The organism is Candidatus Palauibacter sp., from assembly GCF_965213655.1.
Lineage (GTDB): Bacteria > Gemmatimonadota > Gemmatimonadetes > Palauibacterales > Palauibacteraceae > Palauibacter.
The window spans coordinates 947,239-971,102 of sequence record NZ_CBDBZT010000003.1; the positions used below are offsets into that span (position 1 = coordinate 947,239).

Here is a 23,864-nt window from a genome sequence, read left to right on the forward strand (position 1 = left end):
CTCCGCCTGTCCGGACGCTCACAGGAGCCACACCGCGCACGCGGCAAGCAGGCTCGCCATGGCGACCGCCGAGATATATCTGGGGCTAAAGTAACCCATCAGAGCCACGATGACTGCCCCACCTGCGGTCCACGTCGCCGGCATGCCTGCCAGGAGCGGTGCGATGAGAAGCGCGGAAAGGATCCCCAGGAGCACCTGGTTTGCCAGCACGAAGCCTCGCTCCATCCGCCGCAGCGGAGCCCGCTTCAAGGCCGAAGCCACGGCGCGGCCCGACCTCCAGCCGCACTGCAGTCCCCAGATACGAAGAGCGAGGTGGCCCGCGTTGTACACGACCAGGAAGGCCCCGGCGGCAACGACGGGGTCGAGTCCGAGCAGGAAACCGATCGCCGCCGCGGACGCGCAGAAGGGCCGCCATCCGGCCCACGCGACCCCATCTCCCAGCGCTCCGAGGGGAGCGCGGAGAGCGGCCCGGAAGCGTAACTGCGTGTCAGGGTCCTCTCCATCGAACTCGAGGCGCGCGAGCGCCCCGATCGCCACGGGAGTCAGGTACGGATGGGCGTTGAAGGCTCGGGAGTGACGCTGAATGGCTTCCCGCAGGGTGGCGGGATCGTCGTTGTGGATGCGGTCCAGGAGGGGCGTGAGCGCGTGCGCCAGCCCGGGGCCCGTCATCGTCCTGTAGTTCCACGAACCCTGGACTGAGAAACTGCGTAAGATCGCACGTGCGAAGTCTTTTGTGCGTGGTCTCATGCCAACACTCTCGCCAGGAAGATTCCGAGCAGCCCCCCTGCCGCCAGCGCTGGCCAGTGGCGGACGCGAGCGCCGAGGCCGCGGGCGGCGACGCCGGCGGATCCGGCAAGGCCGAGCCCCGCCAGGACGGGCCACCACGCGAGGCCGGCACCGCCGGGGACCTGAGTCGACACGAAACGGACGAAGAGCACGGACGGCACGAGCAGCGCTCCGACGAGAAGGCCCGCGCGGAGCCCGTCCAGTGCCACAGCCAGCCTGTGGCGCCGCGAGAGAGCGGCCGCTCCCCCGCGGAAGCCATCGGGACGCGAAACGAGGTGCGGCGTCAGGCGCCTGAGAAGGGTGACCGAGTACGTGCCCGTCCAGCCGATCGCCCAGCCCACGGCGACCGCCGCGGCGATTCCAACCGGGACGCCGCTGCCGGCGACCGCGTATGCCGCACCCGCCGTAAAGGCTGCGGGTCCGGTCTCCGGGTGCCGCGCGCCCCCGAAGGGCGGATGCCGCGACAGGACGAGTTCCAGCCAGATCCCTGCCAGACAGCCCTCGGCGGGAGCGCCGAAGAGCGTCCCCCCCAGCGTGCCCGCCACGATGGGCCGGGACCACATGGCCTGCGGCCACGAAACCCCATCCAGGCCGACGAGCGCTCCGAACAGACAGGCAAGCACCCAGCCGCCCGCCGACAGCTCGATCCCGATCATCCGAGCCTCGACGCGTCGATGCGCACTTCGGGCGCCGTCGGGAGGCTCCGGGCGCACACGGCGGCCCGTTCACCGATCACGCGCAGGTCGCCGATCTCCTCCGGTGAAAGGTGCACATAGTCGAGGATCCTCTTCCGCCCTTTCGCGGCATACAAGCCACCGACATTCACAGAACGCCCATCGAGGCAGCCGCGCTCCGCCAGCGCCCGCATCGTCGCCGTATCCCGCGTCAGGAGCGCACCCCGCCCCTCCCGACTGTCCAGCTCCCCGAAACGCCGGGCCGCCTCGTCCACTCCCACGAACTCCGCACTCTCTTCGTCGGCGAGCGCGCTGGCCCAGAGTTCCTGCTCCCACTCGCTGGAGGCGAGGGCTTCGTCAACTACGATGTAGAAGTCGAGGTCGAGAGGGCTTCCCCACCCAACGAGCACCTGGCCGTGGATCAGACGTTCGTCGATCCGCAGGAGTTCGAGGGGCATGCGTCTCGCTCAGTCGGTCCCGGCCGCGGGGGGCGCGTGCGCGCGCTGCCCGGACTGTCCCTTCCGAAGAAGACGCGGCACGAGTGCCTCGATCGGCATCTCGCGGTGGAAGACGAAGTCGAGCAGCATCGGGAGGTTGACTCCCGTGATGCACGCGCAGTCCCGGCTCGTTCGCAGATGCCGAAGGCTGGCCAGGGCGCAGCTGCCGCCCGCCAGATCCGCGAACAGGATGGCTCTCGCGCCGCCCGCCGCCTCTCCGATCGCCTCGGCCAGTTCGTCGGGCCCCAGACCCTGGTTGTCGACGGCGCGCAGGGTGCCTGTGACGCCGCTGACGGTCTCGACGGCGGACACGAGGGCGTGCGCCAGCTCCGCGTGAGCCACTACGACGCCGCGAACGAGATCATTCGTCATCGGACTCGAGGTAGTCCCGCACGGGCCGCATGCGTTCGATGAGGTCCCGCTCGAAGGCCGCCGCCGGATCCTCTCCGGAATAGCGCAGGAGATGGTTCATGGCCACGACTTCGGCGATGACGGTGAGGTTCTTTCCGGGGTTCAGGGGGATGCGGACCTTCGGCAATGTCACGCCCAGAATCTCGCACTCCTCCGTCTCGAGGCCCGTCCGGTCGTAGTCGTCTCGCTCTCCCCAGACCTCGAGTTCAACGACGACTTCGATCCGCTTCTGCTGGCGCACGGCCCGGATCCCGAACATGGCGCGCACATCGACGATGCCCACGCCCCGAATCTCCATGTGGTGGCGCTGGTGCTCGTGGGCGCGACCGAGGAGGATGTCGCTCTGGCGGCGGTGCACGAGGATGAGGTCGTCGGCGACCAGGCGGTGGCCCCGCTCCACGAGATCGAGGACGCACTCGCTCTTGCCGATGCCGGACGGCCCGGTGAAGAGGAGGCCGATCCCGTATACGTCCGCGAGGGACCCGTGGAGAGAAGTCTGAGGCTGGAACTCGTCTTCCAGGTAAGGCTGCAGCCGCCGGTAGAAGTCGCCGGTCTTGAGGGGCGTTGCGAGCACGGCAACGCCGGCGGTCTCGGCCGCGGAGATGAGTTCTTCCGGCGCTGCCTGATTCTTGGTGATGACCGCGCAGGGCACACCGGACTCGAACACGAAGGTGAGGGCGGCGGCGCGTGCCGAGGTGTCGAGGCTGTCGAGATAGGCGACCTCGGTCTCGCCGAAGATGAGGACCCGCTGGGAGACGAAACGCTCTCGATAGCCGGCGAGGGCGAGCCCCGGCGAAGAGACCTCGGGCACCTCGATTATTCGCTCGAGGCCGGACTCGCCGGCGAGGACCGAGAGTGAGAACGCCTCCTGCTTGCGTCGCAGCATCGACGCGACCGTGAGTGTCACTCGGCCTCGTCGCCCGCTTCGAAGGGGCTCCCGAAGAGTTCGTCCATCGGGGGTGCCGAGTGCTCGTTGTAGCGGTCATGGTTACGGCGGAGCTGGTTCCCCAGCTTGTCCGCGAGTCGGTCCAGCGCCGTGCGGGGATCCGGCCCCGCCGCCTCCCCGTGCACCGGACGTGCCCGGTCGACGCTGATCACCGCCGTCGCGCGCACCTGCATCTTCTCTCCGGTGAACACGACCTCGGCCTTCGACGCGCGGGGCTCGAAGCGGGTCAGGTTCGTAAAGCGCGTCTCAATGATCTCGCGGATATGGGAGACATCCGTGTTACGCGCGGTGACGATGGTTCTCATCGGCCCTCATCAGGGTTTCGAGTGATTGATAAAGGTGCGCTTCCGTCTCGTCCGCTGCACGCGACCACGAGAAGCGGGCGGCGTGGGCGACTCCCCCCCTGCCGAGTCGTTCGCGCACCGACGGCTCCTCCAGAACTTCACAGATCGAAGCAGTCCACGCTGCGGCGTCCCCGTGCGGCGCAAGAACTCCCGACTCTCCCGCCGCCACGGACTCCCGCAGCCCCGGCGAATCGCTCGCGATCACGGGCGTGCCGCAGGCCGCTGCCTCCACGTTCGTCATTCCCCACCCCTCCTTCGGAGAGGGATATACCACAGCCCAGGCCCGACGCAGCCAGGCGACCTTTTCCTCCTCGGAGATGTACCCCAGAAAGCGTACCCGATGCGAGAGCCCGGCGTGGCGCACGAGCTTCCGGAGGCGGCGTTCATCGCTGCCGCGGCCCGCGATCACCAGCCTCGCATCGGGCAGCCGGCGGTTCAAGCGTGACAACGCTGCGAACAGGATCTCGATACCCTTGTAGCGCTTGAGCCGGCCGACATAGAGCAGTGTCGGTGCCTCCGCGCGCTCCGTCGACGAACCCGGCCGGTAGGTGTCGTGGTCGATGCCGGGCGGAATGACCGTGATGTCGCGGGCAAGGACGCCTCGCTTCGTGAGGTCCAGCGCCGTGCTCTCCGAGATCGCATGGAAGGGACAGCTCCCGTAGACGCTCGGGATCGCCCGTTCGGCGGCCCATACCGCCGTCGCGAGTGGGATGGACGCTTCCGCGAAGGCCGTGGCCCCGAACAGGTGCGGCACGAGTGCGACGACGGGGACGCCGGCCCACCGGGGCGAATAGAGCGGGACCTTGTTGATGTCCTCCACCAGCACGTCGGGGGCAAATCCGCGCACGACGCCCCGGGCCGCGCGTCGCGCACGCCAGGCGTAACTGTACCGGTTGCCGACGCGCTCGAAGTCGATGCCATCGAGGGTCGCCGACGGGGGCGCACCCGGCCAGCCGCTCACGACGCCCCGCACCGTGTGTCCGCGGGCAGCGAGCCGGCCGAAGATCTCATGCAGGTGCACCTCCGCACCGCCGGCCTCCGGGTTCTCCCGGTCCTGCCAGTTGAGGAGAAGGATCCGGAGCGGCCGCGCCACGGTATCGCTCAGGACCCGGCCTCCCGCGCCTTCAGCACCGCGTCGAGCACGCCGTTGAGCAAGCGCGGGCTGCCCGGACTGCCGTACTTGCGCGCCAGCTTCAGGGCTTCATGGATCGAGACCTTGGGCGGCACATCTTCGAACCAGAGCAGTTCCGCGATCCCGATGCGCAGGATGTTGCGGTCGATGACATGCAGGCGCTCGATGCGCCAGTTCGAGGTGTGATGGGCGATCGTCCCGTCGATCTCGTCGAGATGGCGCTCGACGGTCTCCATCAGGCGCCGGACATGGGGGCGGTAGCGTGCGGCCATGCGGCGGTGCACCAGACTCTTAGCCGCATGCTCGAGCGGCGTGCCTTCCCCGGCCGCTTCCCACGCGTAGAGGAGGTTCAACGCCCAACTCCGCGCCCGCGAATGGACATGTACCCGGGCGGTCGGCGTCACGACCCCAGTTGCCGTTGAAGATCGGCCATACGGAGAGCCGCGCGGGCCGCTTCGGTGCCGGCGTTTCCGAGTTCGCCTCCGGCCCGCGCGAGCGCCTGGTCGAGCGTGTCGGGCGTGAGGACTCCGAGGCCGATCGGTACGTCCGAGGTGAGTTGCACCCTGGACAGTCCGTCGGTGGCCGCGCGGCTGACATGGTCGAAGTGCGCGGTTTCGCCTCGAATCACGCAGCCCAGCGCCACGATGGCCGCGTATCCGCGCCTCGCGGCCCGCCGCGCGGCGAGCGGAAGTTCCCAGGCCCCCGGGACATACACGATGTCGAGATCCGCCTCGCCCACGCCGCATTCGAGGAGCGTCCGCACGGCACCTTCCAGAAGACGTTCGGTGACTCGGGCGTTGAACCGGCTGACGAGAATGCAGACCGTCCGGCCGTCCGCTGCGGTCGCGCCCTCATACACCGTCACGCGCCCCTGCCGGAACACTTCCGAGCCGTCGTCGGGGGGGGTGTCCGAAGTGCTTCTCACGCCGATCCGGTCAGGTGTCCCAGCTTCTCGCGCTTCGTACGAAGATAGCGGGTCAGACGATCATCGATCTCGCCGAGCTCGAGCGGGACGCGGTCGCTGATCACCAGGCCGAACCCCTCCAGCCCCGTGAGTTTCTTCGGGTTGTTCGTCATGATCCGGATCGAATGCAGCCCGAGATCGGCGAGCATCTGAGCCCCGATGCCGTAGTTGCGCAGATCGGCCGGAAAACCCAGCGCTTCGTTCGCTTCGACCGTGTCGTGCCCCTCGTCCTGCAGCTCGTAGGCGCGGAGCTTGTTGAGGAGTCCGATCCCCCGCCCTTCCTGATCGAGGTAGACGATGACCCCGGTCCCGGCTTCGACGACCAACCGCATGGCGGCCTCGAGCTGGCTACCGCAGTCGCAGCGGTGGGAGTGGAAGACATCTCCGGTCAGGCAGCGCGAGTGAACGCGGACGAGGACATCCTGGACGCCTGCCACATCGCCGCGCACAAGTGCGACGTGTTCGCGCCCGTCGACTTCGTTCGCGTACCCGACAATGCGAAAATCGCCCCACGGCGTGGGGAGATCGGCCTCGGCGACGCGCCGCACGAGACTCTCCGTGCGCAGCCGGTAGGAGACGAGCGCCGCCACCGTGATGAAGGGGAGGTCGTGCTCCGCCGCAAACTCCTCGAGTTGGGGGCGGCGCGCCATCGTCCCGTCCTCGTTCAGGATCTCGCAGATCACGCCCGCCGGCGTGAGTCCGGCCAGCCGGGCGAGGTCAACCGAGGCCTCCGTCTGGCCGACGCGCTGCAGCACACCCCCGGGCCGGGCACGGAGCGGAAAGATGTGGCCCGGACGCATCAGGTCCGTCGGTCGTGTCTGGGGGTCCACGGCGACGCGGATGGTCCGCGCGCGGTCCTGAGCGGATATCCCGGTCGACACACCGAAGTCCTGACGGGCATCGATCGAGACGGTGAACGCCGTCTTGTTGGGATCCGCCAGCCGGTCGTCCGTCATCAGCGGAAGATCGAGGCGATCGGCCATCTCGTCGGGCATCGTGAGGCAGATGAGGCCCCGCGCATGCATCGCCATGAAGTTGATCGTCTCGGGCGTCGCGAGGGCGGCCGCGCAGACCAGATCCCCTTCGTTCTCGCGATCCTCGTCGTCCGCGATGATCACGAGCCCGCCGCCGCGGATGCGTTCGATCGCCGATTCCACCGTATCTGTGGGCATGTTCGTCAGCCGGAGTCTCTTCTCGGTTTCCATTCGTACGGGAGCCAGCTCAGGAGTCCGCGGGGACCGCGTACGGCCGGAGGGCGCGAGCGACGTGCTTGCCGATCAGGTCCGCCTCCAGGTTGACCCGCGCGCCGGGCACGAGGCGCCCCAGGGTGGTATGGCTCCATGTATACGGGATGATGGCGAAACGCGCGATGGTCCCTGTCAGGCGGTTGACCGTGAGACTCACGCCGTCGACCGCGAACGAGCCCTGCGGCACAGTCACCCTCTCGAGGTCGTCGGGAAGTCCGACCTCGAGCACGCCCGACTCGTCTTCCCATCGGACCCCGGCCACGGTTCCCACGCCATCGATGTGTCCCTGCACCATGTGCCCGCCCAGAGGTTCTCCCGCGCGCAGCGCCGGCTCGAGGTTCACGGGATCCCCGGGCCGCCAGCTCTCGATTGTCGTCCGTTCCAGTGTAGCCTCGACCACGTCCACATCAAACGTCTCGTCCCCGAGATCCACGATCGTCGTGCACACGCCCGCGAGCGAGACCGAATCCCCCGCCCGCAGCCGTTCGAGGAACGGAACCCGAGTGATGGTGAGCCGGAGTCCGGTGGGCCGGCGTTCGCGGCCCGCCACCTCGCCGACCGCCTGTATGATTCCAGTGAACACGGCGTCGCCCGCTCAGAGACTGTCGAGGGTTTCCTGGAGCTGGCGGTGCTCGAACACGATGTGCGTGTCCTGTCCCAGCGATTTTCGCTGGACCGGCAGCCAGTCTCCCGGCGTTGAGGGGTCGAGGCCCGGAAAGGCCGGCACGCCGCCCCGCCCGTAGAACATGGGGGCAATGAAGGCATGGATCATCTGGATGTGTCCGCCGCGAAGCATCGATGCGGCGACCTGTCCCCCGCCCTCGACGAGCACCGACAGCACTCCCCGAATGGCCAGTTCGTTCCATACGGCGGTCAGGCTCAGCCTGTGGTCGTCGTTCCGCGGGACCTCGACAACCTCCACGCCCGCATCGCGGAGCGGGCCGGCGCGTTCATTGAATCCTTCCGAATCGGGGTCCGCAAAGGCCCACACCGGCGCCTGAGCCACCGTACGTACGATTTGACTCGAAGGACTGAGGCGGAGCCGGGTATCCAGGACTGCCCGCACCGGCGGCACGCGCGGCACCACCTCGCCCCGGGCCGTGAGCAGAGGATCATCGATCTCGATGGTGTTGGAACCGAGCAGAATCGCATCGTGGCAGGAGCGGAGACGATGGACCTCGTCCAGCGCCCGTATGCCCGTCACCGGAGTCCGAACGCTCTCCTCTCCGAGCTTCGCGTCGAGGGAGAGCGCCAGTTTGAGCGACGCGAAGGGCACCCACTGGCGGTGAAACCAGAGGAACGGCGCATTCAGCCGTTTCGCGGCGTTCGCCTCGATGCCGAGTTCGACATCCAGTCCCGCCTGCCGCAACTCCTCGGCCCCGTGGCGCGCTTCCGGATTCGGATCGCGACAGGCGATGACGACGCGCCGCACGCCGGAGCGGATGATGGCCGCCGTACACGGTGGCGTCTGTCCGGTATGGCGGCAGGGCTCGAGGGTGACGTAGAGGGTGGCGCCCACCGCGCGCGGCCCCGCCTCCCGCAGCGCCACGACCTCCGCATGATCGCTGCCGTATTCCGCGTGCCAGCCGGTGCCGAAGACCTGGTTCCCCCGGGCCACGACGGCGCCCACGAGCGGATTGGGCGATACGCGACCCTGCCCGCGCGGCGCCACGGCGAGCGCCTCGCGCATATGCCGAAGATCTTCGGTGCGGCTCGGCGGCGCCCCGGTGATGGGATCGAATCCCCTCGGCGTCATGCGCTCTCCAGGTGCACCTTGCCACCTCCCGCGATGAGTTCGCCGCAGATGAAGGCCTCGCAGCCCGCACCGCGAATCTCCTCCAGCACCTTCCCGGTATCCGCCTCGCGCACGACCGCGATCATCCCGACGCCCATGTTGAAGGTGGCGAAAAGTTCCGCCTCGTCCGCCCCGCTCTCCCGCGCGATGACGTCGAACTCGTGCGGGCGCGGCCAACTGTCGGAGCGCACCACGGCATCGAGATCCCCGCCGATGACGCGATCCACGTTGCCCGGGATTCCGCCCCCGGTGATGTGCGCGAGCGCTCGCACGCGACCTGCCTCGAGGCTGCGCTCGAGGATCGACAGGTAGCTGCGATGAGGACGCAGGAGGATGTCCGACACGGAAACCTCGGCCCCCGGGAAGGGGTCGTGCGCCCCGAGTCCGAGGCGACCGAGGAAGAGCGCGCGGACGAAGCTGTACCCGTTCGTGTGGATGCCGCTCGACGCGAGTCCGATGAGACGGTCGCCCGGCGCCAGTTCCCGGCGGGCCAGCTTCGGGTAGGCGATTTCGCCGACGACGAACCCCGCGAGGTCATACTCCCCCGGCGCGTAAAAATCCGGCATCTCCGCGGTCTCGCCCCCGAGCAGCGCGCAGCCGTTCGCGCGGCACGCCGCGGCGAGGCCGGAGACGACGCTCGTCACTGTGTCCGGGTTCAGCACGCCGCAAGCGACATAGTCCATGAAGATCAGAGGCCGGGCGCCCTCGACGAGGATGTCGTTGACACAGTGGTTCACGAGGTCGGCGCCCACCGTGTCGTGCCGGTCGGCCATGAAGGCGATCTTCAGCTTCGTCCCCACCCCGTCGGCGCTCGCCACGAGTTCCCGCCCCGGCGTCGCCCGGAACCGTCCTCCGAACGAACCGAAGTCCGAACTCACGGCATCCGTCCGGGTCCCGCGCACCAGCTCGGAGAGCCGGGCTTTCGTCGCGCGGGCCGCCTCGAGGTCCACGCCCGCGTCACGGTACGTCAATCCGCCGTTCATGCTTCTCTCATGCTTCCACCCGCGGGGCTGAAGGATCGAATCTCGTGAGCGCCCCGAAGCTTCGCACCCGATCCTCCACTTCGGCCATGGTGAGCGTCACCAGGCGGCGCGCGCCGAACGCTTCGCACGCGAAGGAGCCGAGCGCGCAGCCGTACACGACGGCGCGCCTCAAGGCCGGTCCCGTGATCGTACCACAGCGCGCCAGAAAGCCGAGCAAGCCGCCTGCAAAGGCATCGCCCGCTCCTGTGGGGTCGACCACGTCATCGAGGGGAAATCCCGGTGTGAGGAAGAAACCGTCGCTCGTGAGCAGGACGGCCCCATGTTCCCCCTTCTTGATGACAACGTGGCGCGGCCCCCGGCTCCGAATCCAGCGCGCGGCACGTGCCAGGTTCTGCTCGCCCGAGAGCTGCTTCGCCTCTTCGTCGTTGAGCGTGATCAGGTCGATCTTCGCGATAACCTCGGCGAGACGCTCGGGCGTGCCCTCGATCCAGTAGTTCATGGTGTCGCACGCCGCGAGCACGGGGGACTCGATCTGGTCCAGGACCCTGAGCTGAAGCGCGGGGTCGATCGCGCCCAGGAACGCCCAGGGCGCGCTGCGGAACGCGGCGGGAATCGTCGGCTGGAAATCCGCGAAGACCCCCAGTTCGGTGAACGTCGTATCCCTCGTATTCATGTCCCGGTGGTAGAGGGCACCCCAGCGGAAGCTGCGGCCGGGCCGCTGCTCTAGCCCGGACAGATCCGCGCCCCGGCGGCGCAGGAAGTCGAGTTCGCCCGTCGGGTAGTCGTCGCCGATGACCCCCACGAGCTGGACCGGAGCGAACAGGGAGGCCGCGGCGCTGAAGTTGACCGCCGTGCCGCCGACCACATCCTCCTGGTGCCCGGCGGGGGTCGAAATCTCGTCGAGGGCGACGCTGCCCACGACGAGGATCGGCGCCGTTTCGGCCCGGCCGTCCTCGCCTCCGGGGGCGCGGGTCTTCACTCCGTCTCCCGCGTCATGGCTTCCGGGGCCGAGAGGCCGAGCGCCTGCAGTCCGCTGCGCAGCGTGAGCTGCACGGCGCGCGCGAGCCGGATTCGCGCGGCCTGTTCCGGCCCGGCCGCCAGGATTCTCTGCGTCGGGTCCAGGTTCCCCTGGTGATACCAGGCGTTCACGAGCCCCGCCACCTCCTCCAGGTAGGCGCACACCACATGCGGCGCCCGGTTCGCCGCAGCCGCCGCAATGACCTCGGGAAGCCTCAGTACCGAGAGGGCGACCTCGCGCTCCGCCGGCGTGCCGAAGGATTCCGGAACCTCGAGAGAAGCGGGGATTTCCCCGGCGGCGATGCCCGCCTTGCGGAACACGCTGCACATGCGGGCGTGCGCATACTGGACCTTGTAGACCGGATTGGCGTCGGAAGTGTCCAGCGCAAGATCGAGATCGAAATTGAGATGGACCTCGGCCCGCCGCATGAGAAAGAAATAGCGCGCCACGTCGGGGCCCGTCTCCTCCACGAGTTCGCCCAGCGTCACGAAGCGCCCCGCGCGCTTGCTCATTCGGACTTCCCTGCCGTCGCGCAGGACAGTGACGAGCTGGATGATGAGGACCTCGAGCAGCTCCGGGTACGAGAGGCCGCGCAGAGCCGCAAGCATGCGCTTCTCGTGGCCCTGATGGTCCGCTCCCCAGACATCGATCGCCATATCGAAGCCGCGCGTCGCCTTGTCGAGATGATAGGCGAGATCCGGCAGGAAGTAGGTGAAGGAGCCGTCGCTCTTGATGAGGACCCGATCCTTTTCGTCGCCCAGATCGGACGTGCGAAGCCAGGTCGCGCCTTCCGACTGGTAGATGAGGCCGCCGCCCTCCAGCTCCTCGAGGAGCCTGTCGATGGCCCCGGACTCATAGAGCGACCGCTCGGAGTAGTACAGGTCCATCTTGACGCCGAAGCGCGACAGATCCTCCGCCTGTTCCTCACGCAGCAGACGCACCGCTTCGCTCCGGAAGTGCGCCCGACGCTCTTCAGGCGTGAGCGAGGCGAGGAATCCCGCGCCGGCGGAGCTCCGGATCGTCGACGCGACATCGCGCACGTACTCGCCGTGATACCCGCCCTCGGGGATCTCCGCGGGTCGGCCGGCCGTCTCCTCGTAGCGCGCCGCGACGGACTCGGCGAGGAGTTCGATCTGGCGTCCGGCGTCGTTCACGTAGAACTCGCGCGTCACGTCGTGTCCGGTCCACTCCAGCAGCGACGCCACGGCGTCGCCGAGCGCCGCGCCTCGACCGTGGGCCACATGCAGCGGCCCCGTGGGATTGGCGGACACGAACTCCACGTTGACGCGGAGCGCCGGCGAGGCCTGCGTCCGACCCCAGCCGTCGCCGGCCTCGAGGACCTCGGCGAGCCGGGGCCAGATGGATTGGTCCGAGAGCCGGAAATTGAGGAATCCCGGGCCGGCGACCTCCACCGCCGCGATGCCGGCGGCCGCAGGGTCGATCAGTTCGCAGACGAGCGTCGCGAGCGCCCGCGGAGGCCGGCCCAGCCGTTTCGCGAGGACGAGCGCCGCGTTGGACGCCCAGTCTCCGTGCGTCGGATCCCGCGGCCGCTCCAATGCCGGAGAGAAATCTTCCGGCGCCCCGGCGGCGGCGAGGGCGGATTCGAGCGCCTCCGAGAGTCGGGCCAGCCCCGCGTCACCCGTCACGCGCCGGCATCGCCTTCGGACGACCCGGACGAGGCGCCTTCCGAGGCGCCGTCGGTCGACCCCGACGCAGCATCACGGGACGCCTCCTTCGCTGGGGTCTTCCCGCCCCCGCCCTCCGACTCCCGGTAATCGGTGGCGTAAAAGCCCGACCCCTTGAAGACGATCCCGCCTCCGGTCGAGATGAGCCGCTCGACACGCTCCTCCCCGCACGACGGGCAGAGGCGGATCGGCGCGTCCGACATGCGCTGGAACCGCTCGAACGCGTGCCGACAACCACGACATCTGTATTCGTACGTTGGCACTCTTGCCCCTGATATCGAACGTGGCACGGCGGTCTCAGCCGGGGCGGTATTCTCCCCACACGTCGCGAAGCGCGTGGCTGATCTCGCCCAGGGTGACCCGGCGTCTGACAGCTTCGATCAGAACGGGCAGGAGGTTAGCATCTCCGGCGGCCGCTCGCCGGATCCGCGCCAGCGACGCTTCCACCTCCGCGCCATCCCGCTCGGCTCTGAGCCGCCCCAGCCTCTGGCGCTGTTCATCGGCGAGACGGGCGAAATCCGGTGCTTTGGGCATCTCGACCGGCGCCGCGTCCTGGTGCACGTTCACGCCGACGACCTCGAGTTCGCCGCTCTCGATCGCCTCCTGATGCCGGCGGGCGGCGAGGTGGATCTCCTCCCTCATGTACTCGATGGCCTGCACGGGGCCGCCCAGTTCGTCGATGCGCGCGAGATATTCCCGGGCCCGCGCCTCGAGGTCGTCCGTGAGCGACTCGACGAAGTGGGAACCTCCCAGCGGGTCGACCGTGTCCGCGACGCCCGTCTCCGCGGCCAGGACCTGCTGCGTGCGGAGCGCGAGGCGGGCTGCGTCCGCGCCGGGGAGCGAGAGTGCTTCATCGTAGCTGTTCGTGTGCAGCGACTGGGTCCCCCCGAGGACGGCGGAGAACGCCTGGACCGCGACGCGGACCACGTTGTTCAGCGGCTGCTGCGCCGTCAGTGCGGCACCGGATGTCTGAGTGTGGAACTTCAGGCGGCAGCATTCATCCGCCGCTCCGAAACGGTCTCGCATGAGCCGGGCCCACATGCGGCGCGCGGCGCGGAACTTGGCCACCTCCTCGAAGAAGAGCCGGTCGGCCGAGAAGAAAAAGCTGAGCCCCGGTGCGAAGTCGTCGATCTCCAGGCCCCGGTCGACGGCGCGTCGCACGTACTCGAGACCGTTGGCGATCGTGAAGGCCAACTCCTGAGCCGCGGTCGCTCCGGCCTCGCGAATGTGATATCCGCTGATGGAAATCGAGCGCCAGCGCGGCATTTCTCCGGCGCAGAAGTCGAACACGTCGGTCACGAATCGAACGCTGGGCTCGACCGGATAGATGTACGTCCCCCGCGCGATGAACTCCTTCAGCACGTCATTCTGGAGCGTGCCGCGCAGTACCGCCGGTTCGATCCCCCGCTCCTGCGCCACCCCCGCGTACATCGCGAGGAGAACGGGCGCCGTCGCGTTGATCGTCATCGCCGTCGAGACGCGCTCCAACGGGATCTCCTCGAACAGGCGATGCATGTCCTCGATCGAATCGATCGCGACGCCGACCCGTCCAACTTCCCCGCGCACCCTTGAATCGTCGGAGTCGTACCCCATCTGGGTCGGAAGGTCGAAGGCGACGGAGAGGCCCGTCTGCCCGGATTCCAGCAGGTAGCGGAAGCGCGCGTTCGTCTCCGCGGCAGTTCCGAAGCCGGCGTACTGCCGCATCGTCCACAGCCGCCCCCGATACATCGTCGGGTAAACGCCGCGCGTGTAGGGGAATTCGCCGGGACGCGAGGGATCCGGACTCGCGTCTGCGGCGCCGTAGACGGGGTCGACCTCGTTCCCGCTCGTCGTGGCAAAGTGCGGACGCCGCTCGCTCACGAGGTCTCCCCTTCAAGCGTCACGAGTACCTGATCGCGATCCACCACATCGCCGGATTTGACCGCGACTCCAGCCACGGTTCCCGGTTCCCCGGCGCGCAATTCGTTCTCCATCTTCATGGCTTCGATCACGACCAGTCCATCGCCGGCGTTCACGCGCTGCCCGGTTTCCGCCAGAACTCGCGTGACCAGCCCCGGCATCGGCGCGCGCAACTCTCGCGGTCCGCGACTCCCGGCGCTTCGATCCGCCAGTTCGCGAAGGGTCCGCGTGCGTTCGTCCTCCACCGTGACGTCGAACGTCCGGCCGCGCACGGTCAGCCGCCACCCCCGCGCCGTCCGGCGGGTGAACACGCGATGATTCGCTCCATCCAGCGTGAGCTGCGCTTCGCCCTCCCCCAACCACGCGAACCCGGCCTCCCGCTCGGCACCGTTCAGGCGCAGCCCGGAGGCCAGGAGTTCGACCTCGCAACTTCCGCCACCTGCATCGACGTGGTACTTCACGACAACTTCACCACTCCCGTCCCGCCCGCATCCAGGCGGACAGTCCATTCCCTCGGTCAGGGGACCGCCGCCCACCATCGGACACGACCCGGGGCCGGTCCCGGTCGGCGAGGAACACGGCGGTCGCCATGGCCACATCGAGCAGCCCGGTATCCGGGATCTCTCCAAGCCCGGGGTGTTCCTCCACGTACCTGATGGAGAGCTCGTTCGCCCTGTAGTCGGGTTCGTCCATGACCGCGAGGTGCCAGGGGATCGTCGTCTCGACGCCACCGATGACGAGCCCTTCGAGCGCGGACCGCATGCGCCGGATCGCGGCTTCCCGATCGGAGGCATGCACGACCAGCTTGCCCAGCAGCGAGTCGTAGTGCAGGCCGACTTCCGATCCGTCCCGAATCCCCCCGTCCCAGCGCACGCCCGGCCCCGTCGGGACTTCGAGACGGTCGATGCGGCCCGTGGAAGGGAGGAAGCCGGCGGCAGGATCCTCGGCGTTGATCCGGCATTCGATCGCGTGCCCGCGCGCGCTGGGCGGTTCTTCACCGCCGAGCAGGGGAAGATCCCGGGCCACGCGCAGTTGCTGACGGACGAGGTCCACGCCCGTGACGAGCTCCGTCACGGGGTGCTCGACCTGGATGCGCGTGTTCATCTCGAGGAAGAAGAACTCGCCCCCCTCGACCAGAAACTCGACGGTGCCCGCGCCGCGGTAGCCGACCGCCTCGGCTGCTCGCACGGCGACCGCCGCCATCCGTCGGCGGAGTCCGTCGTCGATCGCCTCCGATGGCGCTTCCTCGACCAGTTTCTGGTGTCTCCGCTGGATCGAGCACTCCCGTTCCCCGAAATCCACGGTCCGTTCGTCATCGGCAAGCACCTGGACCTCGATGTGTCGGGGGGAGCGCAGGAAGCGCTCCACGAACACGCGTCCGTCGCCGAACGCGTTCCGCGCTTCGCGTGTCGCCCGCCCGTAGGCCGCGGCGACCTCCTCCGGGTCCGAGGCGACGTGCATGCCCTTGCCGCCGCCGCCCGCCGCCGCCTTCAGGAGGACGGGGAAGCCGATCTCCCCGGACTCGCGCACGGCCTCCCGCGCCGATGCCAGCGGCTCGCTGCCGGGGATCACGGGAACTCCGGCCCGCATCATCCGCGCGCGGGCCCGCGTCTTGTCGCCCATGATCTCGATCGCCTCGGCCGGCGGTCCGATGAACACCAGCCCGGCAGCCTCGACGGCGCGGGCGAAACCGGCATTCTCGGCGAGGAAACCGTACCCCGGGTGCACCGCGCCCGCACCCGTCGTCTTCGCGGCGGCGAGGAGCCTCTCGATCGACAGGTAGCTCTCGGCCGCGGCTCCTGCCCCGATCCGGATCGCCTCGCCCGCGAGAAGGACGTGGGGCGCCCGGCGGTCCGCCACGGAGTAGACGGCGACCGTCTTCAGGCCTTCCTCGTGGCAGGCACGGATGACCCTGACCGCGATCTCGCCGCGGTTTGCGATCAGAACCTTGTCGAACATCCGGCCTCGGAGGGGATCACAACGGGATGTTGCCGTGCTTCCTGGGCGGGTTTCGGTCGCGCTTTTCGGCCATCGCTTCGAGTCCCGACACGAGGCGCGCGCGCGTCTCGCGCGGGTCGATCACGTCGTCGATGAACCCGCGCTCGGCGGCAAGCCAGGGATTGGCGAACTTCGCCCGATATTCCGCCTCGAGTTCGGCCGTGCGCGCCGCCGGGTCCTCGGCTGCCGCGATCTCGCGCCGGAAGAGGACTTCCACCGCACCCTTTGCGCCCATCACTGCGATCTCCGCCGTCGGCCACGCGAGGTTGAGGTCGCCCCGGATGTGCTTGGACGACATGACATCGTACGCGCCGCCGTACGCCTTGCGCGTGATGACCGTGAGCTTCGGCACGGTCGCTTCACAGTAGGCGAAGAGGAGTTTTGCGCCGTTTCGGATGATTCCCTCGTGCTCTTCCCTCAGGCCCGGGAGAAAGCCGGGCACATCCTCGAACGTGACCAGCGGAACGTTGAATGCATCGCAGAAACGCACGAAACGGGCAGCCTTGATGCTCGCATCGCTGTCCAAAACGCCGGCGAGGACCGCCGGCTGGTTGCCCACAATGCCCACGGCGTGACCGCCGAGCCGGGCGAAAGCAGTGATGATGTTGCGGGCGTAGTCGGCGTGGACCTCCAGCAGGCTGTCGCTGTCGACGACCCGGCCGATGATGTCCAGCATGTCGTACGGAAGCTTGGGGTCGTCCGGCACGATCTCGACGAGGTCCTCGTCCCCGCGGTCCGCCGGATCCGCCGTCTCGCGCCAGAGTGGCTTTTCCTGATTGTTCGAGGGCAGGTAGGAAAGGAGGCGGCGTATGGCCTGAAGGGCCTCGATCTCGCTCGCCGAACGGAAGTGCGCCACGCCGGACCGGCTCGCGTGCACGCCCGCGCCGCCCAGTTCGTCGAACGTCACGTCCTCGTGGGTTACCGTCTTCACGACGCCGGGGCCGGTGATGAACATGTGGCTCACTCCGTCCACCATGAACACGAAGTCCGTGATGGCGGGGCTGTAGACCGCCCCGCCCGAACACGGCCCGAGGATCGCGCTCAGTTGCGGGATCACCCCGGACGCCAGCGTGTTTCGAAGGAAGATGTCCGCGTATCCCCCGAGAGAGGCGACGCCTTCCTGGATCCGCGCGCCTCCCGAATCGTTGATCCCGATGAAGGGAGCGCCATTCCGCGTCGCGAGATCCAGAACCTTTACGATCTTCCCGGCATGTGTCTCCGAGAGGGAGCCCCCGAAGACCGTGAAGTCCTGGCTGAATACGTAGACGATTCGTCCGTCGATGCGCCCGTAGCCGGTGATGACGCCGTCGCCGGGGATGCGCCGGTCTTCGAGACCGAAGTCCGTACAGCGGTGCTCGACGAAGCGATCGAATTCGACGAAGCTCCCCTCATCGAGGAGGATCTCGAGTCGTTCCCGGGCGCCCAGCTTGCCGCGCGCGTGCTGGCGGGCGAGCCGCTCCGGGTCTCCGCGGGCGACGCGCCCGGATCGAGCCTCAAGTTCGGACAGCTTCTCGCGCATGCTCATCCGGTCGTCATCGGGTCCGCACGCGGCGGAGCGTATCCGCGCGCAGGGTGTCCGCGCGCAGGGTGTCGCGCGGCGCAAAGGGGGACGGCGCCGCGCGCACTTCTTCCAGCCAGGTAAGCAGAACCTCGCGGTCCGCCGCCACCGGCGTCCCCTCCACCAGCATGCGGACCTCGGTGGCGCGCCGCACGACGGATCGCCCGGCTTCGGGGCGCAGACGGCCCGTCACTCCCTCGATTTCCGGCCCCGACTCGAGGTACGCCGTGAGCGCCGCCGGAATCGGCAGTCTCGCACCATCGAGAGCGGACAGAACCAGAAGCGTCGCATCGTGTGCGAGCGCCGGCATGACGTTGTCCCGCAATGGCTTCCGATATCTTCTCTCATAATCCGCTACAAATCGCTGCCACGGAGTGCCGGGGCTGACGCGGTCCGTCGTAAGGCCGATCACGCGATGGTCCGTCGCGAAGCGCTCGAGGCGGCGGAGGGCGGCCGGTTCGGCCCAGGCCTCGCTCCCCATCACGATCACGTTATACAACCCGTAATAGAAGAGCTGAGGCGCGACGGCGAGGACGGCGGACGCGGACGCCGCGGGCGCAAACACGACATCGGGCTCGGTGGCTGCGAGCGCTTCGATGGGGTCCTGGAAGGTCGTGAGCGCGGGGTCATAGCGCTCGTGCCCCACGAGTTGCCCTCCGTTTTCCCGCAGAGTGCGCGTGAACGCATTGACGGCGCCTCTCAGGCCGACTCCGGCCGGCTCCAGCACGGCCACCCGGCGGAGCCCCAGTTCCTCGAGCGTCCAGCGTGCGAGTTCCTGCGCCACATCCGAGGCGCGTGTAGCCGCATCGTAGAGGGTGTAGCTCGCCGCCCCCGGCCTCAGCACTTCCGTCGCGGTGGGGCTGATGATCGGAAGCCTCGGGTTCCGGCGGGCCCGGGAAGCCGCCGCGAAAGACTCGGAGCGGAGAGGGCCCACGATCGCAATGGCGTCCCGTTCTTCAAGCGACCGTACAAGATCGGCGGTGTTCTCCGGATCCGACTCGTCGTCGAGAACGATGAGTTCGACCTCGAAGCCGGCGGGGTCGTCGCTGCGGTATCGCTCGACCGCAAGTTCGATCCCCTCGCGCAGCACTTCTCCCACCTCCGCGAGGTCGCCCGTGAGCGGCAGGATCGCGCCGATCCGCGCGATGCCGCTGCCGAGATCCGTTTCCGCCCCGGCGATCATCTCTGCCGTAACCCTCTCCGGTTCGGCAGGCCGCCCCTCCAGGATACGAGCGGCCAGGCGCCTCGCCTCGTCTCCCTCCCTTTCGACAATGAGAAGGCGTGCGAGTTGCGCATGGACGATCGCCGCCGCGGCCGTCTCCGGGGAGGGGGTCTCCGTCAGAAGGCGCAATTCCTGCAGCGTGAGGGCCGAGGTCAACCGGCGCAGGTTGTCCGGGCCAATCGTGTCGAGCGCCTGCGGGGTCGAGAGGATCGCGGCGACCGCCTCGGCTTCGCGGCCCGTGTCCGAAAGGACCCGAACCAGCCGCTCGACCGTCGCCATCCTCAGGGCAGCCGCGGGCGCGCGGGCGAGAAGCGTGCCGTAGCGATCCGCCGCAGCGCCGGGGAGCCCCTGGGCTTCGAGCGCCCGGCCCGCCACGGAAAGCGCGCGATCCGCGAGGGGTCGGAGAGCTTCGATGTCGCGCCAGGCGGCATTCAGCGAATCCGCCCGCGACGCGGCCGCGGCGAAGCGCCCCCGCTCGTAGTCGGATTCGGCGAGGCGGAGCACGGCCGCCGGTCCTTCCCGATCCACCGTGCTCGGGGCGGCTCTCTCGGCGGGGGGGCCGCCTGCGATGAGCGCACAGCCCGCGGCCGCGACCAGTACCGCGCTGCAGCCGAGGGCTACGCGCCGCCGCGCTGCTCTTCGCCGCGCGTGGAAGGGGCTACTCCCCTGCCTCACCACCGGAATCGGACTGCTCCTCGTCGCCCGTGTCATCCGCCGCGGAACCCGACTTCGACGCCGCCATGTTCTCGTACTCGACTTCCTCGGCCTCGTACGGGACTTCGGGCGCGTCGACGACGGCGAGAACGATGCGGCGGTTTATCGGATCGGTCTCGAGTACGCGCAGATCCAGCTGATGCCCGTCGTCGAAATGGTCACCGGGCTCGGTGACCGGCCCTTCCAGACCCAGTTGAGAGACCGGTACGAACCCTTCAAGGTCGCTCCCGAGATCCACGACGACGCCCTTCTCGAGCAACCGCGTGATCGAGCCCGCCACTTCCCGGCCCGGCTGGTACGCCTGCGCGAGCTGATACCACGGATCTTCCTGCACCTGTTTCAGTCCGAGGGAGATCCGCTTCTGGTCGGGATCGATCGAGAGAACGACGACGTCGACCTCCTCTCCCTTCCGGAGCACCTCGGCCGGGTGCTGCACCCTCCGCGTCCAGCTCATGTCGGAGATATGGACAAGACCGTCGATGCCCGCCTCGACCTCCACGAACGCGCCGAAGGAAGTGAGGTTGCGAACCAACCCGCGGATCTTCGTTCCCGGCGGGTACTGTGCGGGGAGCGCGAGCCACGGATCCTCCTCCACCTGCTTCATCCCGAGCGAGATCTTCTGCGCTTCCTCATCCACCCGCAGCACTACGCATTCGACCTTGTCGTTGATGCCGACCAGCTGGGAGGGATGCCGGACGTTGCGGGTCCACGACATCTCCGAGATGTGGACCAGACCCTCGATGCCGCGCTCGAGCTCGACGAAGGCCCCGTAGTTCGTGATCGAGACCACCCGGCCCAGCACCCGCGTCCCGACCGGATACTTTTCGGCCACGTTCTTCCAGGGGTATTCCTGCAGCTGCTTGAGGCCGAGCGATATGCGCTCCCGGTCCCAGTCGATGTCGAGGATCTTGATCTCCAGCGTCTGGCCGATGTCGCAGACTTCGGACGGATGGCCGATCCGACCCCACGACATATCCGTGATGTGGAGGAGGCCGTCCATGCCGCCGAGGTCGATGAAGGCTCCGAAGTCCGTGATGTTCTTGACGACTCCGGCGCGCACGTCGCCGACCGAGAGCTCCTTCTTGAGTTCCTCGCGCTTCCCTGCCCGCTCCTCCTCGAGGAGGACGCGACGGCTCACGACGATGTTCCGGCGGCGCTTGTTGAGCTTGAGGATCTTGAAGTCGTACTCGTCGCCCAGAAGGTCGTCCACGTTCGGCACCCGCCGAAGCGCGATCTGGGATCCGGGGAGGAAGGCATCGACCCCCATGAGGTCAACCGTAACGCCGCCCTTGATCTTCCGCTTTATGCGTCCCTGCACGGGGCGATCGTTGTCGAAGGCGTCCTTGATCTTCTCCCACACGCGGAGGAAATCGGCCTTCTTCTTCGAGAGGACGACGACGCCTTCTTCGTCCTCGAGGCTCTCGAGGAGGACGTCGACGGAATCGCCCATCTGAACTTCGTCCGGATCCGCGAACTCGTCGAGCGGGACGGCGCCTTCGGACTTGAAGCCGACATCGAGGATGATGTCCGTCTCGGTCTTTCCGATCACCTGCGCCGAGACGATTTCGCCTTCGGTGATGCGGCTGAGAGTGTCCTCGTAGAGCGCGTAGAGTTCGGCGTACTCCGCCTGATCGTGCTGGGAGTCATCCCGGGGGTCCGCGTCGAGGTCGAGATCGATGGGGCTGGGTTCGAAGGCCGCGGGAGTCGCGACGGCGACGTCCACGTCTTCCTGCGCGGCGCCATCCAGCTCCGTCACCGCATCGGTGGTCTCGGTGGTGTCGGTCTGAGGGGTCGTGTCGTCGGGCATAGGGAATCAGATTCCCGCGCGGGGCCAAGGGTGCGTCCCGCCGGGCCTCGTGGCAAAAAAGAATCGACCCCAACCGAGCTTCTCCAACCTCCGCCCAGCCGCCGGCCGATCCCTGGTATCGGGTATCCACAGGATCCAAGGCGGAGCGCCACTTTTTCCGCCACGATCCTCGAACAGTAAGCTAACCTAGATTCAGGCTGCGGAAGCGTCAACGGAAAGCGGAGGCCGCGCGTTCGATGATCGCGTCCACGACTTCGTCCGGGGTCATGGCGGTCGTGTCGATCTCGATGGCGTCGGGAGCGCGCTCGAGAGGCGACAACGGGCGCGAACGATCCCGTCGGTCCCGGGCCTCGAGACGCGCCGCCTCGCGCTCGACGTCTTCCTCGGTGAAGGGCACGGTCCGCTGACGCAATCGCCGACGGGCTCTCTCGCGAGCTTCCGCCACCAGGAAGACCTTGAGGTCCGCATGGGGAAAGACGACCGTGCCGATGTCGCGTCCGTCGCAGACAATCTCATGGCGGCGGCCGGCCCGGCGCAGCCGCTCCAACACGACCTCGCGCACCGCGGGAAGCGCGGAAACGGCGGACACCCGCGCCGTTACTTCCGGCGATTCGAGGTCGCGGCCGGGTCGAGCTCCCCCGACGCATACGTCGAATCCGTCGTGCGCGGGGACGAGATCGAGGTCCAACTCCGGCACCGCGGCCTCAATGGACGGCTCGTCCTCCGCGACGCCCGCATCGAGGGCCCACCAGGTGATCGCCCGGTAAAGGAGCCCGGAGTTCACATGCACGAAGCCGAGCCGGCGGGCCACGCTGAGGGCCGTGCTGCTCTTGCCGGAAGCGGCGGGGCCATCCACGGCGATCACGCGCCCCGTTCGCGAAGGAGACTCTCGGCGTGAGCGGCGAGCGAAGAGCTCCAGTGCCTCCCAGAAACCCGGGAACGAAACGGCCGCGCACGCGCGGTCGTCGATTCGCAGGTCGGCGTCCCCCACTGCATCGAGAACCCCGAACGCCATGGCGATCCGGTGGTCGCCCCGCGTTTCGACAGCGCCGCTCAACCGTCCGGTTCGGCCCTGGATCGTGAGTCCATCGGGCCGCTCCTCCACTACGACACCGAGCTTCTCGAGCGTCCGGGCGAGCACGGCCAGGCGGTCGCTTTCCTTCACCCGCAGTTCAGCGGCATCGCGAATCTCGGAGCGGCCCCGCGCCCGGGCAGCGAGGACGGCGAGGAGCGGAATCTCGTCGATCACGAGAGGGATCGTATCGCCGCCGATCGAGAACGCCCGCAGGCCATCCGGGGGGCGAACGGTCCAGGTCTCGCGCGGTTCCCCGGTCATGGCCGGCGCGCGGTCCCGCTCGACGCCGGCCCCCATCTCCTCGAGCACGGAGAGAAAACCGGTGCGCCCGGGGTTGGCCGCCACATCCTCCACCCTCACGGTTCGACCGCCGAGCAGAGAGGCGCCGATCAGGAACGCGGCCGAGGAAGGATCCCCGGGCACCGTCGTGGAGAGACCCTTGAGCGCGCCATCCCAACCCGCCGGATCGAAGCTCACGGCTCCCGCTCCGACCCGTTCGGGATCGAACACGAGCGGTACACCCATCGCGTCCAGCATGCGCTCGGTGTGGTCCCGCGAGAGGGCGGGTTCGCTGATTTCGACCCGCACGCGGGCCAGCACGCCGGCCAGCAGCACGGCCGACTTGACCTGGGCGCTTGCGACCCTGCCGCGGTGACGCAGCGTCCTCAGCGCCCCCGTGGCCCGCCCCCGCAGCCGCACGGGAAGCCGTTCCGGCTCCGCTTCGTACTCGATCCGGGCCCCCATTGCCTGCAGCGGGTAGATCACACGGCGCATGGGGCGGCCGCGCAGCGATGGATCGCCATCGAGGACCGCCGCCGTGCCGGAACCAGCCAGGATCCCGGCGAGCAGCCGGGCGGTCGTCCCGCTGTTGCCGCAGTCGATCCGGACCGCCGAGACGGCGCGCAGCCCGCCGCCCGCGCAACGGATCGTGAGACCGCCCTCTTCCTCCACACACTCCATGACAGCCCCGAGTTGCTGCATCGCCGCGACGCTGGCCCGCACGTCGGCGCCAGCGGACAGGCCCCGAACCACGGACCCGGAAGAGGCGAGCGGCGCGATGAGTGCGGCCCGGTGGGAGATCGACTTGTCCCCGGGTACACGCACGTGGA

Annotated in this window: 23 protein-coding genes; all 23 read right to left on the reverse strand. The window is 68.5% G+C overall.

What is annotated here, in order from left to right; genetic code table 11:
* Positions 1–18: 18 nt before the first annotated feature.
* The 23 genes from ACOOGH_RS06445 to aroA all read right to left on the reverse strand — a co-directional run bounded on the left by ACOOGH_RS06445 (position 19) and on the right by aroA (position 23,859).
* A complete protein-coding gene (locus ACOOGH_RS06445; RefSeq protein WP_420448137.1) occupies positions 19–747 on the reverse strand; it encodes a PTS system mannose/fructose/sorbose family transporter subunit IID in 729 nt (242 codons plus the stop codon).
* Positions 744–1,442, reverse strand: coding sequence for a PTS sugar transporter subunit IIC (locus ACOOGH_RS06450; protein WP_420448138.1), 699 nt, complete (start codon positions 1,440–1,442; stop codon positions 744–746). Before ACOOGH_RS06450 ends, ACOOGH_RS06445 begins: the two co-directional genes overlap by 4 nt.
* A complete protein-coding gene (locus ACOOGH_RS06455; protein WP_420448139.1) occupies positions 1,439–1,918 on the reverse strand; it encodes a PTS sugar transporter subunit IIB in 480 nt (159 codons plus the stop codon). Before ACOOGH_RS06455 ends, ACOOGH_RS06450 begins: the two co-directional genes overlap by 4 nt.
* A 9-nt stretch (positions 1,919–1,927) precedes the next feature.
* On the reverse strand, positions 1,928–2,329 hold the full coding sequence (locus ACOOGH_RS06460) for a PTS sugar transporter subunit IIA (protein WP_420448140.1): 402 nt from the start codon (positions 2,327–2,329) through the stop codon (positions 1,928–1,930).
* Positions 2,319–3,275, reverse strand: a complete 957-nt coding sequence (hprK, locus tag ACOOGH_RS06465; RefSeq protein WP_420448141.1) for an HPr(Ser) kinase/phosphatase — start codon at positions 3,273–3,275, stop codon at positions 2,319–2,321. Before hprK ends, ACOOGH_RS06460 begins: the two co-directional genes overlap by 11 nt.
* Complete coding sequence (locus tag ACOOGH_RS06470; protein ID WP_420448142.1) at positions 3,272–3,619, reverse strand: HPF/RaiA family ribosome-associated protein; 348 nt, start codon at positions 3,617–3,619, stop codon at positions 3,272–3,274. The genes hprK and ACOOGH_RS06470 overlap by 4 nt, the downstream gene beginning before the upstream one ends.
* Positions 3,594–4,751 (reverse strand): glycosyltransferase family 4 protein, encoded by a 1,158-nt coding sequence (locus ACOOGH_RS06475; protein WP_420448143.1) that lies wholly within the window; start codon positions 4,749–4,751, stop codon positions 3,594–3,596. The genes ACOOGH_RS06470 and ACOOGH_RS06475 overlap by 26 nt, the downstream gene beginning before the upstream one ends.
* An 8-nt stretch (positions 4,752–4,759) precedes the next feature.
* A complete protein-coding gene (gene nusB, locus ACOOGH_RS06480) occupies positions 4,760–5,194 on the reverse strand; it encodes a transcription antitermination factor NusB (RefSeq protein ID WP_420448144.1) in 435 nt (144 codons plus the stop codon).
* Positions 5,191–5,655 (reverse strand): 6,7-dimethyl-8-ribityllumazine synthase, encoded by a 465-nt coding sequence (gene ribH / locus ACOOGH_RS06485; protein ID WP_420450078.1) that lies wholly within the window; start codon positions 5,653–5,655, stop codon positions 5,191–5,193. The genes nusB and ribH overlap by 4 nt, the downstream gene beginning before the upstream one ends.
* A 56-nt stretch (positions 5,656–5,711) precedes the next feature.
* Complete coding sequence (locus ACOOGH_RS06490) at positions 5,712–6,926, reverse strand: bifunctional 3,4-dihydroxy-2-butanone-4-phosphate synthase/GTP cyclohydrolase II (RefSeq protein ID WP_420448145.1); 1,215 nt, start codon at positions 6,924–6,926, stop codon at positions 5,712–5,714.
* A gap of 49 nt (positions 6,927–6,975) precedes the next feature.
* Positions 6,976–7,584, reverse strand: a complete 609-nt coding sequence (locus ACOOGH_RS06495; RefSeq protein WP_420448146.1) for a riboflavin synthase — start codon at positions 7,582–7,584, stop codon at positions 6,976–6,978.
* A 12-nt stretch (positions 7,585–7,596) separates the two neighbouring features.
* Entirely contained in the window at positions 7,597–8,757 is a 1,161-nt protein-coding gene (gene ribD / locus ACOOGH_RS06500; protein ID WP_420448147.1) for a bifunctional diaminohydroxyphosphoribosylaminopyrimidine deaminase/5-amino-6-(5-phosphoribosylamino)uracil reductase RibD, read from the reverse strand.
* The gene (purM, locus tag ACOOGH_RS06505; protein WP_420448148.1) at positions 8,754–9,779 is read right to left on the reverse strand and encodes a phosphoribosylformylglycinamidine cyclo-ligase; all 1,026 of its coding nucleotides are present in this window, start codon (positions 9,777–9,779) and stop codon (positions 8,754–8,756) included. The genes ribD and purM overlap by 4 nt, the downstream gene beginning before the upstream one ends.
* 7 nt (positions 9,780–9,786) lie before the next feature.
* Positions 9,787–10,758, reverse strand: coding sequence for a PfkB family carbohydrate kinase (locus tag ACOOGH_RS06510; protein ID WP_420448149.1), 972 nt, complete (start codon positions 10,756–10,758; stop codon positions 9,787–9,789).
* Positions 10,755–12,443: an arginine--tRNA ligase gene (gene argS, locus ACOOGH_RS06515; protein WP_420448150.1), complete on the reverse strand. Its 1,689-nt coding sequence runs from the start codon at positions 12,441–12,443 to the stop codon at positions 10,755–10,757. Before argS ends, ACOOGH_RS06510 begins: the two co-directional genes overlap by 4 nt.
* Positions 12,440–12,772 carry an FmdB family zinc ribbon protein gene (locus ACOOGH_RS06520; RefSeq protein WP_420448151.1) on the reverse strand — a complete coding sequence of 111 codons (333 nt, stop codon included), beginning with the start codon at positions 12,770–12,772 and terminating at the stop codon, positions 12,440–12,442. The genes argS and ACOOGH_RS06520 overlap by 4 nt, the downstream gene beginning before the upstream one ends.
* A 7-nt stretch (positions 12,773–12,779) precedes the next feature.
* A complete protein-coding gene (locus tag ACOOGH_RS06525; RefSeq protein ID WP_420448152.1) occupies positions 12,780–14,342 on the reverse strand; it encodes an acyl-CoA mutase large subunit family protein in 1,563 nt (520 codons plus the stop codon).
* Positions 14,339–14,842, reverse strand: coding sequence for an acetyl-CoA carboxylase biotin carboxyl carrier protein subunit (locus ACOOGH_RS06530; RefSeq protein WP_420448153.1), 504 nt, complete (start codon positions 14,840–14,842; stop codon positions 14,339–14,341). Before ACOOGH_RS06530 ends, ACOOGH_RS06525 begins: the two co-directional genes overlap by 4 nt.
* 7 nt (positions 14,843–14,849) lie before the next feature.
* Positions 14,850–16,340 (reverse strand): acetyl-CoA carboxylase biotin carboxylase subunit, encoded by a 1,491-nt coding sequence (locus ACOOGH_RS06535; protein ID WP_420448154.1) that lies wholly within the window; start codon positions 16,338–16,340, stop codon positions 14,850–14,852.
* A gap of 16 nt (positions 16,341–16,356) precedes the next feature.
* On the reverse strand, positions 16,357–17,898 hold the full coding sequence (locus ACOOGH_RS06540; protein WP_420450079.1) for an acyl-CoA carboxylase subunit beta: 1,542 nt from the start codon (positions 17,896–17,898) through the stop codon (positions 16,357–16,359).
* Between the two features lie 13 nt (positions 17,899–17,911).
* Positions 17,912–19,687, reverse strand: coding sequence for an ABC transporter substrate-binding protein (locus ACOOGH_RS06545; protein ID WP_420448155.1), 1,776 nt, complete (start codon positions 19,685–19,687; stop codon positions 17,912–17,914).
* A 130-nt stretch (positions 19,688–19,817) separates the two neighbouring features.
* Positions 19,818–21,680 carry a 30S ribosomal protein S1 gene (locus tag ACOOGH_RS06550; protein ID WP_420448156.1) on the reverse strand — a complete coding sequence of 621 codons (1,863 nt, stop codon included), beginning with the start codon at positions 21,678–21,680 and terminating at the stop codon, positions 19,818–19,820.
* Between the two features lie 208 nt (positions 21,681–21,888).
* Complete coding sequence (gene aroA / locus ACOOGH_RS06555; protein ID WP_420450080.1) at positions 21,889–23,859, reverse strand: 3-phosphoshikimate 1-carboxyvinyltransferase; 1,971 nt, start codon at positions 23,857–23,859, stop codon at positions 21,889–21,891.
* Between the last annotated feature and the right edge of the window lie 5 nt (positions 23,860–23,864).

Excerpts from the sequence above, each read along its gene's own strand:
- ACOOGH_RS06535 (WP_420448154.1), bottom strand. The coding sequence starts at position 16,340 with ATGTTCGACAAGGTTCTGATCGCAAACCGCGGCGAGATCGCGGTCAGG.
- ACOOGH_RS06460 (WP_420448140.1), bottom strand. The coding sequence starts at position 2,329 with ATGACGAATGATCTCGTTCGCGGCGTCGTAGTGGCTCACGCGGAGCTG.
- ACOOGH_RS06490 (WP_420448145.1), bottom strand. The coding sequence starts at position 6,926 with ATGCCCACAGATACGGTGGAATCGGCGATCGAACGCATCCGCGGCGGC.
- purM (WP_420448148.1), bottom strand. The coding sequence starts at position 9,779 with ATGAACGGCGGATTGACGTACCGTGACGCGGGCGTGGACCTCGAGGCG.
- ACOOGH_RS06445 (WP_420448137.1), bottom strand. The coding sequence starts at position 747 with ATGAGACCACGCACAAAAGACTTCGCACGTGCGATCTTACGCAGTTTC.
- ACOOGH_RS06450 (WP_420448138.1), bottom strand. The coding sequence starts at position 1,442 with ATGATCGGGATCGAGCTGTCGGCGGGCGGCTGGGTGCTTGCCTGTCTG.
- ACOOGH_RS06455 (WP_420448139.1), bottom strand. The coding sequence starts at position 1,918 with ATGCCCCTCGAACTCCTGCGGATCGACGAACGTCTGATCCACGGCCAG.
- ribD (WP_420448147.1), bottom strand. The coding sequence starts at position 8,757 with ATGACGCCGAGGGGATTCGATCCCATCACCGGGGCGCCGCCGAGCCGC.
- ACOOGH_RS06540 (WP_420450079.1), bottom strand. The coding sequence starts at position 17,898 with ATGCGCGAGAAGCTGTCCGAACTTGAGGCTCGATCCGGGCGCGTCGCC.
- ACOOGH_RS06470 (WP_420448142.1), bottom strand. The coding sequence starts at position 3,619 with ATGAGAACCATCGTCACCGCGCGTAACACGGATGTCTCCCATATCCGC.
- ACOOGH_RS06550 (WP_420448156.1), bottom strand. The coding sequence starts at position 21,680 with ATGCCCGACGACACGACCCCTCAGACCGACACCACCGAGACCACCGAT.